We start from the raw sequence: 14,278 nt of genomic DNA on the forward strand, positions 1-14,278 counted from the left end.
CCACTAGCATCTAATGCCAGAATATCAATTAAGGTCGTTTGTTCAATTGTTTCAGATACTTTCTTTTAAGTCCACGGACAGAAATACACACTCCTTACATATTCTACATATTTACATAGTGAAAAAAAGGTATCGTTTAACGTAAAAAGGCTTTAACTCTATAGTATTAGAATAGAGTTAAAGCTTTTTTTGAGCCTCTACATTTTGCGTATCCGAATGGGAAGAAGTGTACCGATTAGCACAATTACCGCACAACCAATTAATACATTAGTATATCCTTTTAAAGCCACAACCGATAGACTTCCAAATATAAGTAAATCAAGTCCCGAATCAACAATGGAAAGCAAAGAAATTGTTGTTGCTCTCACATGAGAAGGGATTATATCATTACTCAGCTGAGAATAGATGGGATATCTCACCGCTTGAACTAAACGTAGTACAAAAAAGGCACCCAATACCATAAATAAGACATCAGCAAAAAGCGCAGAAAGCAGTAACCCTGCAAATGCTAAAAATCCAGTTAGATTCATGAGGAAAACGCGAGAAAATTGATTAGTTAACCATCCAATCGACTGAGAGGCAAAGTATCCGACCACGGATGCCAGCGCATACATGACACCAATAAAAAACACAGGAAGCCCCGCTTCTAATATTAATGGTTGATCAAAATACCCATACACAGCTCCTGCAGGTATAAATACTAATGTAACATTTAAAAGAACATCCATACTAATTGTGGTGTTCTTCGTATTGCCTTCCAGCCATCCTTTACGTGAGAAAAAGAATTTTCTCGAATGAAGGATTCCCGATAAGGCTGTTTTACTTGTAAAACAAGAAGCAGCTCTATGATATAAAAGAAAATCCCTAATAAGATTAACAGAATAAATTGTCCTTCTTGCAAGTCCTTTGCTAAATAAGCACCAAATAGAACAGCAATAATCATTGAAATAAACCCTGCCGATTGAATTTTCCCCATCGCTTGATCCATTTGGTTTTGATCCCCAGTTTCTTTTAAGGAATCGTAAATAAGTGCTTCATCTGCTCCTGAGAAAAAAGTTACAGAAAAACCATTAACAAAACTATAAAAAAAGAATACCCAAGGTTCATGAGCAAAAAGCAATATCACCATACTAACAATTTTAATACTTGTTCCAATAAGAAATGATTTTTTCGCCCCAAACCGATCAGCTATAACTCCAGTTGGAATTTCACCAACAAGAACAGCACCGCTCCAGAACATTAAAACAATCAATATTTCAGAAGCAGTCAAGCCTCTTTCCGTATAAAAAAGCGTTAAGATAGGCGCTAAAAAACTCATCGAGCTAAAAAATTGAATCCAAAACATAACGCGAATGTTATGTCCGGCTATTGTTCCTTTTAAATGTTTCATTCTCTTCTCCTACTTCCTTTTGATATCTCTTGTTATAAGAGAAGCAGGAGCACTCTTGTTATCGTCCCCTACGGAACGTCAACTGTTCACTCCTCCTTCTTGTTTCGAAAATACTAGATATATTTTTGACATATCGATTCCTCCTATTGTTTTATAATTTGATATTAACATAATCACTTAATTTTTTTCAAAAATCCAAATATTTTCCACGAAAAATTCCATTATTGCTTTTAGAGTTTTGATTACCCTACATACTTTTGTATAAAAAAGACCCTCTCCACATAAGTGGAAAGAGCCTTTTGAGAACAGAACCCAAAATTAACGTTTTGAGAACTGAGGTGCACGACGAGCGCCTTTAAGACCGTATTTTTTACGTTCTTTCATACGAGCGTCACGAGTTAATAATCCTGCACGTTTTAATGTTGGACGGTATTCAGGATCTACTTGAAGTAAAGCACGAGCGATACCATGACGGATAGCGCCAGCTTGACCAGTATAACCTCCACCGTTAACATTTACTAAAATATTGTAGCTTCCAGTAGTTTCAGTTGCTACTAATGGTTGTTTAACAACTTCACGTAAAGCTGCAAACGGGATATAACTTTCGATTTCACGACCATTGATGATGATTTGTCCGTCACCTGGAACTAAACGTACACGAGCAACAGAGCTTTTACGACGACCAGTACCGATATATTGAACCTGTGCCATTTGTTTTACCTCCCTTTATTAATTATCCACGAAGTTCGTAAACTTCTGGTTGTTGAGCTTGGTGCGGATGTTCGCTACCAGCATATACGTGTAATTTTCTATACATTTGACGACCAAGAGAATTCTTTGGAAGCATACCTTTGATTGCAAGTTCTAACATTTGCTCTGGATAGTTAGTACGCATTTCTAAAGCTGTTCTTTGTTTTAATCCACCTGGGTGCATAGAGTGACGGTAGTAAATTTTGTCAGTTAATTTTTTACCAGTCAATTCAATTTTTGAAGCATTTAAAAGAATTACATGATCACCAGTATCCACATGAGGTGTGAAAGTTGGTTTATGTTTACCACGTAGAATTGATGCTACTTCACTAGCAAGACGACCTAAAGTTTTGCCTTCAGCATCAATCACGTACCATTTACGATCAACAGTGTTTGAATTAGCCATAAACGTTGTACGCATGAGTTTCCCTCCTGAAATGTTTAATTATAATTTGTTTTAAATTACGAATGTTTTGTTCTTACGTCTATATGTTCACACAATTAAGTTCCGGGGCTTAATGTGGGATTAAAATACATACAATATTATGATATATCCTAGACTAGTATATGTCAAGGGAATGTTACACCAGGTTTAGTTGTTATGAGAAAAAAATCATAATTTCTTTTATTGTGGCTGTTTTCGTAAAGTTTGTTGCGATTACCCGCAGCCGATTTTAATATAATACTTTCCATAGATATAATCCATTAGCAGAAGCAGTTTTTCCTGCTGCTTTTCTATCTTTTTTCGCAATAATCATCGGAATATCCTGTGGTAATTTCTTCCCTCTTCCGACATCTAGTAATGTTCCAACCATAATCCGCACCATATTATAAAGGAATCCATTCCCTTGGAAAGAAAAAATCAACATATTCTCTTCCTCTGTTAGCTTTACCGCTGTAATGGTTCTTACTTTTCTTTCTTTGTCTGTTTTAGCAGAGCAAAAACTAGTAAAATCATATTCTCCAATAAAATAGCTAAGTGCTTCCCTCATCGCTTTCACATTTAGGGCATATGGGTAATAATAAGCATAATTTCGCTTAAAAGGATCTCTCCGCTCTCCTAATTGAATAAAATAGCGATATTCCTTCGCTGTTACATTATATCTGGCATGGAAGGATGCTGACACAGTCTCCACATCTGCAACCACGATATCATGGGGTAATAAAGTGTTCAATGCAATCGGCCATTTTTCTGCTGGAATATCAAGAGAGCTATCAAAATGAATGACTTGTCCCTTTGCATGAACACCAGCATCTGTTCTGCCAGAAGCTTGAATCTTTACCTCTCCCCCTTTATGAAGCTTTCTTAAGGCCTTTTCGATTTCGCCTTGTATTGTTCGATCCTTTGGCTGAATTTGAAAACCACTATAATTCGAACCATCATAGCTAATTGTACATTTATATCTTTGCATTCTTTTCTCCATTATGTTCTTAACACAAACAGCATAGCTGTTACTAGTATCAAAATAATAATCATTATTGTATCGATGGAACTCCATACTAATTGACGGTATTTTGTTCTTCCTTCTCCACCTTGATAGCCACGTGCCTCCATCGCAATAGCAAGCTCCTCTGCCCGTTTAAAAGAGTTAACAAATAAAGGAATCAATAACGGAATAATTGCTTGTACACGGCTTTTAATCGAACCACTGGAGAACTCAACCCCTCTCGCCATCTGAGCCTTCATAATCTTCTCTGTTTCATCCATTAAAGTGGGGATGAAACGAAGCGAGATAGACATCATAAGTGCCAATTCATAAACAGGAAACTTCACTTTTTTTAATGGGCCTAACAATGTTTCAATTGCATCGGTTAATTCAATTGGTGTCGTTGTTAACGTAAGCAAGGATGTCATGATTATAAGCAAGAAGAACCGAATCGAAATAAGAATTCCCATCCTTATGCCTTCCTCATAAATCTTAATCCAGCCCCATTCAAACAATAGTTCTCCATTTTTCGTAAAAAAGATATGCAAAATAAACGTAAAGATAATTAACCAAAAAATTGGCCTTAATCCCAAATAAATATACTTTATTGGCACATTAGAAATAGCTACTAAAGTAGCCACATATATAATTAGCAGAGAATAGCTCCAAATATTATTAGCCAAAAATACAACACAAATAAAAAGGAAAACAAGCAGCAATTTAGAACGGGGATCCATTCTGTGCAATATGGAATCAACGGGAATAAATCGCCCTATAATCATTTTCCCCATTAACTACTACCTACCTTCTTCTTTAGATACACTGCTAATTCATTCGTAAAGTCTTCCATATTTAAGTGGACGTGCTCCATCTTCATTCCCAATTTCGCTTCTATCTTCCTCTGGAAACGCACCACTTCTGGTACATTTAAGCCAATTGCTGCCAAATCTTCTGCATTCTTAAAAATCTCTATTGGTGTCCCTTGACGATGTACTTTCCCTTTATTCATAATGACTATTTGATCAGCATAATGAGCTGCGTCCTCCATACTATGCGTTACTAAAATAGTCGTTAAATTCCGCTCTTTATGAAGTCCATAAAACATATCCATAATTTCTCGTCTGCCCCTTGGATCTAAACCAGCAGTTGGCTCGTCCAAAACTAGCACATCCGGTTCCATTGCTAATACACCTGCAATGGCAACTCTTCTCATCTGGCCACCTGACAAATCAAATGGAGACTTCACAAGAAACTCTTCTGTTAATCCCACTTCACGCAATGCCCTTTCGGCTCTTTCCTTTGCCTCCGACTCCGATATCCCAAAATTAAGTGGGCCAAAGCAAATATCTTTCTCCACCGTTTCTTCAAATAACTGCTGCTCCGGAAATTGAAAAACAATTCCTACTTTCTGGCGAATACTACGCAAGTTCTTATGCTTTTGTCCACCTTCAATTATTCGGTCGCCTATTACAACTTTTCCTTGAGATGGAGTTATAAGAGCATTAAGATGCTGTAAAATGGTCGACTTTCCAGAACCAGTATGCCCGATAATTGCAACATAGCTCCCTGATGGAATATCAAAACTTACATCCTCTATTGCCAATCGCTCAAACGGCGAATTTTCCTGGTAACGATACTCTACTTTTTGAAGTGAGATGTCCATATTCCTGTCACCAACTCTTCTTCTGTTAAATATACTTCTTCTAATGAAATGCCTTTATTAATTAGACTTTCTCTCATTTTAATAGTAAAAGGGATATCCAACCCAATTTCAACAAGTTCCTTTTGAAGCTTAAATATATCTTTAGGTATTCCCTCTTTATATACTTCACCTTTATTCATCACTATAATCCGATCTGCTTTAGCAGCCTCATCTAAATCATGTGTAATCGAGATAATCGTCATATTTTCCTTTTGCAGCTCTCTCATAATTTCAAAAACTTCTTCTCTGCCTTGTGGATCAAGCATGGAGGTTGCCTCATCTAATATGATAATTTCAGGTTTTAATGCAATAATTCCCGCTATAGCGACTCTCTGTTTTTGTCCACCAGACAGATGGTGCGGCTCTTGATCAAGAAAAGATAACATCTTTACTTTTTCTAAAGAACGCTCTACTCTTGTTACCATCTCACTCCTAGGAACGGCGTTATTTTCTAAACCAAAAGCCACATCATCCTTAACAGTTGTACCAACAAACTGGTTATCAGGATTCTGGAATACCATTCCAACCTTTTTCCTTATATCCCACACAGAATCCTCCGTTATTGGAATACCATCTATTATAATAGAACCTTCATTGGAGAATTGTAATCCATTTAATAACTTAGCTAGCGTAGATTTACCTGATCCATTGTGTCCAACTATAGCAACCCATTCACCTGCGTTCACATGAAAAGAAACATGATTTAGGGCATTTTCTAATTGCTCCTCATATTTAAAGGATACATCTTCTACCTTTACTAAAATCTTTTGGTTCATTACATTCCCACCATTTACTTACTAGATATTGTCGATTGTATATTACATACGACTTTTTTAAACATATCCTATTATGGATAACGTGAATCTTCAATTAATGGATTAAGAACTCCCGAAAATTATAAATAGAATCAATTGCCTTTAAGTAAATTAGTTCTCTTCACCTAATTTCTCATTTCTACTCTAAATTTTCAAGTGGGTCTTTACTTGCACTTAATCCAAGATAAAAAAATAAACTCGCCAATTGGGCGAGCTTTGAATTGGTTTAACATAAGATTATTTATATAATCTTTGATATCCTATTTCTATGCTTGTTAAAATATATCTTATGGTATTCCACTTCTTAGCACCCTACAGTCCTAATGAAACATGAAAAAAGCCCGCACCTCATTCATACAATTAAAATCGAAGAAGAGGTGCACGAGCTAGACGAGTCATTTAATGAAGACAAATGCTCATCGTAACACTCTATATTGGCTTGATCAAAAAAAGCGAGGATTAAAGAAAAAGGATACTTGAACAAGTTTCATAACAATATAAACTGTCCCGCACCCTAAGTTTCTTTGAAAATCCTATTACACTAACTCGATAATTACCATAGGTGCTCCGTCTCCACGACGAGGTCCCATTTTCATAATACGAGTGTAACCACCTTGACGATCAGTATAACGAGCAGCAACATCACTGAACAATTTTTGAACAGCATCTTGGTTTGTTTCAGCGTTAGCAACTTCATGACGTACATAAGCAGCTGCTTGACGACGTGCATGTAGATCTCCACGTTTACCAAGTGTAATCATTTTTTCTACAACAGAACGAAGTTCTTTTGCACGAGCTTCAGTTGTTTCAATACGCTCATTGATGATTAAGTCTGTAGTTAAGTCACGTAACATAGCTTTACGTTGTGCGCTTGTGCGTCCTAACTTTCTGTAACCCATGTGAGATTCCCTCCTTTTGTTAAAGTACAAGCTTTATAGACAAAGTCAAGAGACTAATCAGTCGTCTTTTCTTAAACCTAATCCAAGCTCTTCTAATTTATGTTTTACTTCTTCTAGAGATTTTCTACCTAAGTTTCGAACTTTCATCATATCTTCTTCTGTCTTATTTGCTAATTCTTGAACGGTATTGATACCAGCACGTTTTAAGCAGTTATAAGAGCGAACAGAAAGATCCAATTCTTCGATTGTCATCTCAAGTACTTTTTCTTTTTGATCTTCTTCTTTTTCTACCATTATCTCAGCATTTTGTGCTTCGTCAGTTAATCCAACAAAGATATTCAAATGCTCAGTTAAAATCTTTGCACCAAGTGCAATAGCATCTTGAGGACCAGTACTACCGTCAGTCCACACGTCAAAAGTTAACTTATCATAATTAGTCAATTGACCAACACGAGTATTCTCTACTTGATAAGAAACACGAGATACTGGTGTAAAGATAGAGTCAATAGGAATTACACCAATAGGTTGATCTTCACGTTTGTTTTGCTCAGCTGGAGTGTATCCACGACCACGCTTTGCAGTTAAACGCATGCGGAAATTTCCGTTGCTACCTAAAGTTGCGATATGAAGATCTGGATTTAAGATCTCTACATCACTATCATGTGTAATATCTGCTGCTGTAACTACCCCTGCACCTTGCATATCAATCTCTAAAGTCTTTTCATCATCAGAGTATATTTTCAATGCTAGTTTTTTGATATTTAATATGATAGCTGTAACATCTTCTACGACGCCTTCAATTGTTGAGAACTCATGAAGTACCCCATCAATTTGAATGGATGTGACAGCGGCACCTGGCAGTGAGGATAGTAGAATACGACGTAAGGAGTTACCCAAAGTAGTACCATATCCACGCTCAAGTGGCTCTACGACGAATTTACCATATTTGGCATCATCGTTGATCTCAACCGTTTCGATTTTTGGTTTTTCTATTTCGATCATCAAGATATACCCTCCTTCAAAACGTCGAAACCTCGGTAAGGTTTACCGAAATTCCCCATGTTTACGTTCCCGCTTGTGCACAACAACTGGGTTAGTTAATAAATCTGTACGGGTTCTAAAAGTTTTAGTCATATCCCATTATAGACAAGGATACAAAATTTATACAGAAAAATTAAACTCGGCGACGTTTAGGTGGTCGGCAACCGTTATGAGGAACTGGAGTTACATCTCTAATTGCTGTAACTTCAAGTCCTGCAGCTTGAAGAGCACGAATTGCAGCTTCACGACCTGCACCTGGTCCTTTAACTGTTACTTCTAAAGTTTTCATACCATGTTCCATAGAAGCTTTCGCAGCTGTTTCTGCAGCCATTTGAGCAGCGAATGGAGTAGATTTACGAGAACCTCTGAATCCAAGTGCACCTGCGCTTGACCAAGAAAGAGCATTTCCATGAACGTCTGTAATTGTTACGATAGTATTGTTGAAAGTAGAACGAATATGAGCAACACCAGACTCAATATTCTTTTTAACACGACGTTTACGTGTATTAGTTTTACGTGCCATTATATTGTACCTCCTTTACCGATTATTTTTTCTTATTAGCTACAGTCTTACGAGGACCTTTGCGAGTACGAGCGTTGTTTTTCGTGTTTTGTCCACGAACTGGTAAACCACGACGGTGACGAAGGCCACGGTAGCAACCAATTTCCATTAGACGTTTGATATTTAAAGAAATCTCACGACGAAGATCCCCTTCTACTTTTAAACCGTCGATCATATCACGGATTTTGTTTAATTCATCTTCCGTTAAATCACGAACGCGTGTATCTTCAGAAACACCAGCTTCTGCCAATACTTTTTGTGCAGTATTTTTTCCAATACCGTAAATGTATGTTAAAGATATTACTACACGTTTTTCACGTGGAATATCCACACCAGCAATACGTGCCATCTATATGCGCACCTCCTTGTTATTAACCTTGTTTTTGTTTGTGTTTAGGGTTTTCACAGATAACCATAACTTTACCACGTCTGCGGATAACTTTACATTTTTCGCAGATTGGTTTAACAGATGGTCTAACTTTCATTATCCTAACCTCCTTGATAGTACGGAGTGCAATCAGATTATTTAAAGCGGTAAGTAATTCTTCCGCGAGTTAAGTCATATGGAGATAACTCAACCGTTACTTTATCACCAGGTAAAATACGGATGAAATGCATGCGAATTTTACCAGAAACGTGAGCCAATACAGTATGACCATTTTCTAATTCTACCTTAAACATGGCGTTCGGCAAAGTTTCAGTGATTGTGCCTTCAATTTCGATTACATCGTCTTTAGCCATCGAATATCTCTCCTTTCCATAAAAAATACGAGATCCATCTTAACTAATATAGCAAAGTGTAGCTCTTCTTGTCACACGATCGGTGTACATTAAACTACTCTGAACTGCTCCTATAATATAATAAAACTGCATTTAACTGCAACTAATTGATTATAACATAAGAGAAGGTACTTCGTCCGCTATTATTATAAAAAATATAATAATAGGAAAAGGTTTAATGCTACCAACTAAACTTAGCATTGCTAGATCATTCAATTTAAGAAAGAAATGATCTTTCCTCTGATTACGAATATTCTATCAACGGCCTGTGTCTTATCGTATCGAAGTAAGCATGTAATTATATGACTTGTTTCAAGAAAAATCGTCATCTTTCAAGAGTCTAGCCTTAAAACTTCCACAACATACTCGGTTTTACTTGAAAAGCCACATAGATTTCGTATTTCCAGGATTTCGTAGAGTGTTCGACAACTGCACACCTGTTCTAATACCAATCGTCATAATAGAAAGAATAATAGTTACATTACCTTCTTCACTACTAGATAAAAAAGCAATTCAAGCGGAGTTACCATGAAATCCAAAATACTCTGCACCAATTATCTAAATTGATTAATCTTTTAACGAAGATAAACATGTCAAAATAACACGATTATGCTTTTTTTGTTACAGATATAACCATGGAAATTATTATACCTTTTGAAAAAAGGAAATGCATCATGTTTAGGAATAAACTCCTCAGCCATTTCATCCCAATTCTTCTATTTATTATCTCTGATTCATTTCCATGCTAGATAACAGATTAGTCAAAGCAAAAGTTACTCTTATTTTAAAGTACTTAATAGCTCGTCAAGATCTAAGAAGACTTTATTAATATCTTGTTGTCCATTAATATTACGAAGATATCCTTTTGACTCATAGAAATCAAGTAATGGTTGAGATTGCTTAATATTTACTTCTAAGCGGTTTTTTACAGTAGCTTCATTATCATCAGCACGTTGATATAACTCGCCTCCACATCGATCACATGTATCTGGCTTGGATGGCGGATTAAATACTAAATGATATGTTGCGCCGCAATTTTTACAAATACGTCGGCCTGTTAAACGCTCCATTAATATCTCTTGATCTACTTGAACATTGATACAAAAGTCTAATTTCTTATTTAAATCAGACAAAATATTTTCTAAAGCTTCAGCTTGAGGAACAGTACGAGGAAAACCATCTAAAAGAAAGCCTTTTTCACAGTCATCCTTACTAAGTCTTTCGCGAACAATACCAATTGTAACTTCATCTGGTACTAATTCACCTTTATCCATAAAAGATTTTGCCTTTAGTCCAAGTTCTGTTTCGTCTTTCATAGCCGCACGGAACATGTCGCCAGTTGAGATATGAGGGATGTCGTATTTTTCGACAATCTTCTCAGCTTGTGTACCTTTACCTGCGCCAGGGAGCCCCATTAAGACTAAATTCATGCGTATTCCCCCTCAAGTTCTCTTACATAAAATTCAAGGGACATATGTCCCCTAAATTATACTATTTAATAAAACCTTTATAGTGTCGTTTAACTAATTGCGACTCTAATTGTTTCATTGTTTCCAACGCAACCCCAACCACGATTATGATACTAGTTCCGCCAATCTGTGCAGATTGTGGAAGCCCTGCAATATTAATGAAAAATACAGGTAGTATAGCAATAATGGCTAAGAATAGAGCTCCAACTAGAGTTAAACGAGATAGAACACGTGACAAATAATCTTGCGTACTTTTACCAGGTCGAATACCAGGAATATATCCACCTTGTTTTTTCAGGTTTTCAGAAACTTGTTCTGGATTCACTTGAATGAAAGCATAGAAATAAGTAAACGCAAAGATTAATACAGTATATATAATCATTCCTATTGGATGAGTATAATCAAATACTCTTTGAATCCAGGAAGTAACGTCATTTTGCGGAAAGAAAGATGCAATTGTTCTTGGTGTTACCAAGAAGGAAACTGCAAAGATAACAGGAATAACACCAGCAGAGTTTACTTTCAACGGCAAATGTGTTGACTGACCACCTGTGCTACTATTTCCGTTTACCATTCTTTTTGCATATTGAATAGGTATTTTTCTAAGAGCTTGCTGGATGAAAATTACTCCAACTACAATTGCAATGACAGCTAAAATAATTAAAGCTAACTTAACAATATTTAGGAATAATTGATCACCTGGGTTGTCAAACTGCTGTGCATAGATTTGATTAGCCATAGATGGAATTCCTGCAGCAATACCAGCAAAAATGATAATAGAAATTCCATTACCAACGCCTTTAGAAGTAATTAGTTCTCCTAACCACATTAAAAAGGCTGTACCAGCTGTTAATACAATAGAAATTACTAAGTATGACGAAAATCCAGGTTTTGTAATCAGCGAACCACCCGCTAGATTATTAAAACCGTAAGACATACCAAAACCTTGGATAAGAGCTAGAACAATTGTGAAGTAACGCGTAAACTGCGTTAACTTTCTTCTTCCAGCCTCACCCTGTTTTGACCATTCCGTAAATTTTGGTACAACATCCATTTGCAATAAGCTTACAATAATGGATGCTGTAATATATGGCATGATCCCCATTGCAAGAATAGAAAAGTTTTGTAGTGCCCCACCACCGAAAGTATTTAAAATTCCGAAGGCACTGAAAGCATCTTGTGCTTTTAAGAAGTCTGAATTCACATATGGTACTGGAATAAAAGTACCAATGCGAAATATAATCAACATTAATAGGGTGAATATGATTTTTCGTCTTATTTCACCCACGCGCATAAAATTGGAGATTGTCTGAAACATCAGATCACCTCTGTTTGACCGCCGGCAGCTTCAATAGCTTCCTTAGCAGCAGAGGAGAATTTATGAGCTTTAACAGTAAGCTTTTTCTCTACGTTGCCTTTTGCAAGAATCTTAATTCCTGCTTTTTCGTTACTAACAACTCCTGTTTCGATAAGAAGTTCTGGAGTTACTTCAGTTCCATCTTCAAAACGATTTAGAGTGTCTAAATTAACAATTGCGTATTCTTTACGGTTGATATTAGTAAAACCACGTTTTGGTAAACGACGGAATAAAGGAGTTTGACCACCTTCGAATCCAGGTCTTACACCCCCGCCTGAACGTGCGTTTTGACCTTTATGACCTTTACCAGCAGTTTTACCATTACCTGAACCGATACCGCGCCCTTTGCGTTTACGTTCTTGACGTGAACCTTCTGCAGGTTTTAATTCATGAAGTTTCATCTTGGCACCTCCTTATTGAAGAAGAATGATTTTTAGTTTTCTTTTACAGTTACAAGATGTGATACTTTATTGATCATACCGCGAATAGCAGCATTATCTTGTTGAACAACTGTTTGATTTACCTTACGTAATCCTAAAGCTTTAACTGTTTCGCGTTGGTCTTGCGGACGACCAATTACGCTTCTAGTGAGGGTAATTTCCAGATTGTTTGCCATTTAATTTCCCTCCTTATCCTAACAGTTCTTCTACTGATTTTCCACGTAACTTTGCTACGTCTTCAGCACGTTTTAATTGTTTTAAACCGTCTAAAGTAGCACGAACCATGTTAATTGGTGTGTTTGTACCTAATGACTTAGATAAGATATCAGCTACACCAGCTAATTCAAGCACAGCACGTACTGGACCACCAGCGATAACCCCAGTACCTTCTGAAGCAGGCTTCAATAGGATTTCACCAGCTCCGAAATGTCCGATAATTTCGTGTGGAATTGTTGTACCAACCATTGGTACTTCAATAAGATTTTTCTTCGCATCTTCAACCGCTTTGCGAATTGCATCTGGTACTTCTTGTGCTTTACCAGTACCAAAACCAACGTTACCATTTTTGTCCCCAACTACTACTAGAGCAGAGAAACGAAAACGACGTCCACCTTTAACAACTTTCGCTACACGGTTAACTGTAACTACGCGTTCTTCAAGTTCAAGTTTGTTTGGATCAATACGACGCATCTTTTTATGTCCCTCCTTTGTCTATTAAAATTCTAGGCCGTTCTCACGAGCAGCATCAGCTAAAGCTTTTACGCGACCATGATATAAATATCCTCCGCGGTCAAATACTACTGATTTAATTCCTTTTTCTACAGCACGTTTAGCTACTAATTCACCGATCTTAACTGCAGCTTCAAAATTACCAGTAGATTCAAGGTTAAGCTCTTTATCTAATGAAGATGCACTTGCGATTGTTACACCGTTAACATCATCAATTAATTGAGCGTAAATGTGTTTGTTTGAACGGAACACATTTAAACGAGGACGAGCTTCAGTTCCGCTAAGTTTAGAACGCACACGTGCGTGTCTTTTTCTACGGACTTGATTTTTATCAGCCTTCGTAATCATTTAGGTCACTCCTTTCGTTTACCTATGCGGCATTACTTACCAGTTTTACCTTCTTTTCTACGTACATATTCGCCTTCATAACGGATACCTTTCCCTTTATAAGGTTCTGGTGGGCGAACGTCGCGAATGTTAGCAGCAAGTGCTCCAACACGCTCTTTATTAGTTCCTTTAACAACTACTTTCGTAGCAGATGGTACTTCGATTTCAATACCAGCTTCTGGTTCAATTTCTACTGGATGAGAGTAACCTACGTTCAATACAAGCTTGCTTCCTTGTTTTTGAGCACGGTAACCGACACCGATTAATTCAAGACCTCTCTCAAAGCCTTTTGAAACACCCTCAACCATGTTTGCTAACAATGCGCGAGTTGTTCCATGTAATGCACGATGTTCCTTCGCATCAGAAGGACGAGTTACATTAATCACGTTTTCTTCTAAGCTGATCGCAATATCAGAATTAAAAGTACGAGTTAATTCACCTTTAGGACCTTTCACCGTTACAGTACTTTTATCAATAGTAACTGTAACGCCTGCTGGTACTTCGATTGGTTTTTTACCTACACGAGACAT

21 protein-coding genes are annotated in these 14,278 nt (G+C 36.9%); all 21 read right to left on the bottom strand.

The features are described from left to right. Nucleotides 1–197: 197 nt before the first annotated feature. Nucleotides 198–728, bottom strand: coding sequence for a hypothetical protein (locus tag NST60_RS10390; RefSeq protein WP_341098773.1), 531 nt, complete (start codon nt 726–728; stop codon nt 198–200). Then, a complete protein-coding gene (locus NST60_RS10395; protein ID WP_341098774.1) occupies nt 713–1,390 on the bottom strand; it encodes an MFS transporter in 678 nt (225 codons plus the stop codon). The genes NST60_RS10390 and NST60_RS10395 overlap by 16 nt, the downstream gene beginning before the upstream one ends. 318 nt (nt 1,391–1,708) lie before the next feature. Continuing rightward, nucleotides 1,709–2,101 carry a 30S ribosomal protein S9 gene (gene rpsI, locus NST60_RS10400; RefSeq protein WP_016204588.1) on the bottom strand — a complete coding sequence of 131 codons (393 nt, stop codon included), beginning with the start codon at nt 2,099–2,101 and terminating at the stop codon, nt 1,709–1,711. Nucleotides 2,102–2,123: 22 nt separating this feature from the next. Next, nucleotides 2,124–2,561, bottom strand: coding sequence for a 50S ribosomal protein L13 (rplM, locus tag NST60_RS10405; protein WP_016204587.1), 438 nt, complete (start codon nt 2,559–2,561; stop codon nt 2,124–2,126). 253 nt (nt 2,562–2,814) lie between these two features. Beyond that, on the bottom strand, nt 2,815–3,552 hold the full coding sequence (gene truA, locus NST60_RS10410; RefSeq protein ID WP_341098775.1) for a tRNA pseudouridine(38-40) synthase TruA: 738 nt from the start codon (nt 3,550–3,552) through the stop codon (nt 2,815–2,817). An 11-nt stretch (nt 3,553–3,563) separates the two neighbouring features. Beyond that, entirely contained in the window at nt 3,564–4,358 is a 795-nt protein-coding gene (locus NST60_RS10415) for an energy-coupling factor transporter transmembrane component T family protein (RefSeq protein WP_101728779.1), read from the bottom strand. After that, nucleotides 4,358–5,230 (bottom strand): energy-coupling factor ABC transporter ATP-binding protein, encoded by an 873-nt coding sequence (locus NST60_RS10420; protein WP_254416025.1) that lies wholly within the window; start codon nt 5,228–5,230, stop codon nt 4,358–4,360. Before NST60_RS10420 ends, NST60_RS10415 begins: the two co-directional genes overlap by 1 nt. After that, the gene (locus NST60_RS10425; protein WP_016204583.1) at nt 5,206–6,045 is read right to left on the bottom strand and encodes an energy-coupling factor ABC transporter ATP-binding protein; all 840 of its coding nucleotides are present in this window, start codon (nt 6,043–6,045) and stop codon (nt 5,206–5,208) included. The genes NST60_RS10420 and NST60_RS10425 overlap by 25 nt, the downstream gene beginning before the upstream one ends. A 575-nt stretch (nt 6,046–6,620) precedes the next feature. Beyond that, on the bottom strand, nt 6,621–6,983 hold the full coding sequence (gene rplQ / locus NST60_RS10430) for a 50S ribosomal protein L17 (protein WP_016204582.1): 363 nt from the start codon (nt 6,981–6,983) through the stop codon (nt 6,621–6,623). A gap of 57 nt (nt 6,984–7,040) precedes the next feature. After that, a complete protein-coding gene (locus tag NST60_RS10435) occupies nt 7,041–7,985 on the bottom strand; it encodes a DNA-directed RNA polymerase subunit alpha (protein ID WP_016204581.1) in 945 nt (314 codons plus the stop codon). A 172-nt stretch (nt 7,986–8,157) separates the two neighbouring features. Next, nucleotides 8,158–8,547, bottom strand: a complete 390-nt coding sequence (gene rpsK, locus NST60_RS10440) for a 30S ribosomal protein S11 (protein WP_016204580.1) — start codon at nt 8,545–8,547, stop codon at nt 8,158–8,160. A 22-nt stretch (nt 8,548–8,569) separates the two neighbouring features. Further along, nucleotides 8,570–8,935, bottom strand: coding sequence for a 30S ribosomal protein S13 (gene rpsM, locus NST60_RS10445; RefSeq protein WP_169187601.1), 366 nt, complete (start codon nt 8,933–8,935; stop codon nt 8,570–8,572). 22 nt (nt 8,936–8,957) lie between these two features. Further along, the gene (gene rpmJ / locus NST60_RS10450; protein WP_000868344.1) at nt 8,958–9,071 is read right to left on the bottom strand and encodes a 50S ribosomal protein L36; all 114 of its coding nucleotides are present in this window, start codon (nt 9,069–9,071) and stop codon (nt 8,958–8,960) included. Between the two features lie 37 nt (nt 9,072–9,108). Beyond that, a complete protein-coding gene (gene infA, locus NST60_RS10455; RefSeq protein ID WP_016204578.1) occupies nt 9,109–9,327 on the bottom strand; it encodes a translation initiation factor IF-1 in 219 nt (72 codons plus the stop codon). Nucleotides 9,328–10,145: 818 nt separating this feature from the next. After that, a complete protein-coding gene (locus NST60_RS10460) occupies nt 10,146–10,796 on the bottom strand; it encodes an adenylate kinase (protein WP_016204577.1) in 651 nt (216 codons plus the stop codon). Between the two features lie 61 nt (nt 10,797–10,857). Continuing rightward, a complete protein-coding gene (gene secY / locus NST60_RS10465; protein ID WP_016204576.1) occupies nt 10,858–12,153 on the bottom strand; it encodes a preprotein translocase subunit SecY in 1,296 nt (431 codons plus the stop codon). Beyond that, a complete protein-coding gene (rplO, locus tag NST60_RS10470) occupies nt 12,153–12,593 on the bottom strand; it encodes a 50S ribosomal protein L15 (protein ID WP_016204575.1) in 441 nt (146 codons plus the stop codon). Before rplO ends, secY begins: the two co-directional genes overlap by 1 nt. Nucleotides 12,594–12,625: 32 nt before the next feature. Then, nucleotides 12,626–12,808, bottom strand: a complete 183-nt coding sequence (gene rpmD, locus NST60_RS10475) for a 50S ribosomal protein L30 (RefSeq protein WP_016204574.1) — start codon at nt 12,806–12,808, stop codon at nt 12,626–12,628. Between the two features lie 13 nt (nt 12,809–12,821). Next, nucleotides 12,822–13,322 carry a 30S ribosomal protein S5 gene (gene rpsE / locus NST60_RS10480; protein WP_016204573.1) on the bottom strand — a complete coding sequence of 167 codons (501 nt, stop codon included), beginning with the start codon at nt 13,320–13,322 and terminating at the stop codon, nt 12,822–12,824. 24 nt (nt 13,323–13,346) lie between these two features. Then, on the bottom strand, nt 13,347–13,709 hold the full coding sequence (gene rplR / locus NST60_RS10485; protein ID WP_016204572.1) for a 50S ribosomal protein L18: 363 nt from the start codon (nt 13,707–13,709) through the stop codon (nt 13,347–13,349). 32 nt (nt 13,710–13,741) lie between these two features. Next, on the bottom strand, nt 13,742–14,278 hold the full coding sequence (gene rplF, locus NST60_RS10490; RefSeq protein WP_016204571.1) for a 50S ribosomal protein L6: 537 nt from the start codon (nt 14,276–14,278) through the stop codon (nt 13,742–13,744).

It is taken from the genome of Niallia sp. FSL W8-1348, from assembly GCF_038006745.1.
Classification (GTDB): Bacteria; Bacillota; Bacilli; order Bacillales; family Cytobacillaceae; genus Niallia; species Niallia alba.

What these genes read in the sequence shown, in the direction of transcription:
- NST60_RS10390 (WP_341098773.1), bottom strand. Translation starts at nt 728, where the DNA reads ATGGATGTTCTTTTAAATGTTACATTAGTATTTATACCTGCAGGAGCT.
- NST60_RS10395 (WP_341098774.1), bottom strand. Translation starts at nt 1,390, where the DNA reads ATGAAACATTTAAAAGGAACAATAGCCGGACATAACATTCGCGTTATG.
- rpsI (WP_016204588.1), bottom strand. Translation starts at nt 2,101, where the DNA reads ATGGCACAGGTTCAATATATCGGTACTGGTCGTCGTAAAAGCTCTGTT.
- rplM (WP_016204587.1), bottom strand. Translation starts at nt 2,561, where the DNA reads ATGCGTACAACGTTTATGGCTAATTCAAACACTGTTGATCGTAAATGG.
- truA (WP_341098775.1), bottom strand. Translation starts at nt 3,552, where the DNA reads ATGCAAAGATATAAATGTACAATTAGCTATGATGGTTCGAATTATAGT.
- NST60_RS10415 (WP_101728779.1), bottom strand. Translation starts at nt 4,358, where the DNA reads ATGGGGAAAATGATTATAGGGCGATTTATTCCCGTTGATTCCATATTG.
- NST60_RS10420 (WP_254416025.1), bottom strand. Translation starts at nt 5,230, where the DNA reads ATGGACATCTCACTTCAAAAAGTAGAGTATCGTTACCAGGAAAATTCG.
- NST60_RS10425 (WP_016204583.1), bottom strand. Translation starts at nt 6,045, where the DNA reads ATGAACCAAAAGATTTTAGTAAAGGTAGAAGATGTATCCTTTAAATAT.
- rplQ (WP_016204582.1), bottom strand. Translation starts at nt 6,983, where the DNA reads ATGGGTTACAGAAAGTTAGGACGCACAAGCGCACAACGTAAAGCTATG.
- NST60_RS10435 (WP_016204581.1), bottom strand. Translation starts at nt 7,985, where the DNA reads ATGATCGAAATAGAAAAACCAAAAATCGAAACGGTTGAGATCAACGAT.
- rpsK (WP_016204580.1), bottom strand. Translation starts at nt 8,547, where the DNA reads ATGGCACGTAAAACTAATACACGTAAACGTCGTGTTAAAAAGAATATT.
- rpsM (WP_169187601.1), bottom strand. Translation starts at nt 8,935, where the DNA reads ATGGCACGTATTGCTGGTGTGGATATTCCACGTGAAAAACGTGTAGTA.
- rpmJ (WP_000868344.1), bottom strand. Translation starts at nt 9,071, where the DNA reads ATGAAAGTTAGACCATCTGTTAAACCAATCTGCGAAAAATGTAAAGTT.
- infA (WP_016204578.1), bottom strand. Translation starts at nt 9,327, where the DNA reads ATGGCTAAAGACGATGTAATCGAAATTGAAGGCACAATCACTGAAACT.
- NST60_RS10460 (WP_016204577.1), bottom strand. Translation starts at nt 10,796, where the DNA reads ATGAATTTAGTCTTAATGGGGCTCCCTGGCGCAGGTAAAGGTACACAA.
- secY (WP_016204576.1), bottom strand. Translation starts at nt 12,153, where the DNA reads ATGTTTCAGACAATCTCCAATTTTATGCGCGTGGGTGAAATAAGACGA.
- rplO (WP_016204575.1), bottom strand. Translation starts at nt 12,593, where the DNA reads ATGAAACTTCATGAATTAAAACCTGCAGAAGGTTCACGTCAAGAACGT.
- rpmD (WP_016204574.1), bottom strand. Translation starts at nt 12,808, where the DNA reads ATGGCAAACAATCTGGAAATTACCCTCACTAGAAGCGTAATTGGTCGT.
- rpsE (WP_016204573.1), bottom strand. Translation starts at nt 13,322, where the DNA reads ATGCGTCGTATTGATCCAAACAAACTTGAACTTGAAGAACGCGTAGTT.
- rplR (WP_016204572.1), bottom strand. Translation starts at nt 13,709, where the DNA reads ATGATTACGAAGGCTGATAAAAATCAAGTCCGTAGAAAAAGACACGCA.
- rplF (WP_016204571.1), bottom strand. Translation starts at nt 14,278, where the DNA reads ATGTCTCGTGTAGGTAAAAAACCAATCGAAGTACCAGCAGGCGTTACA.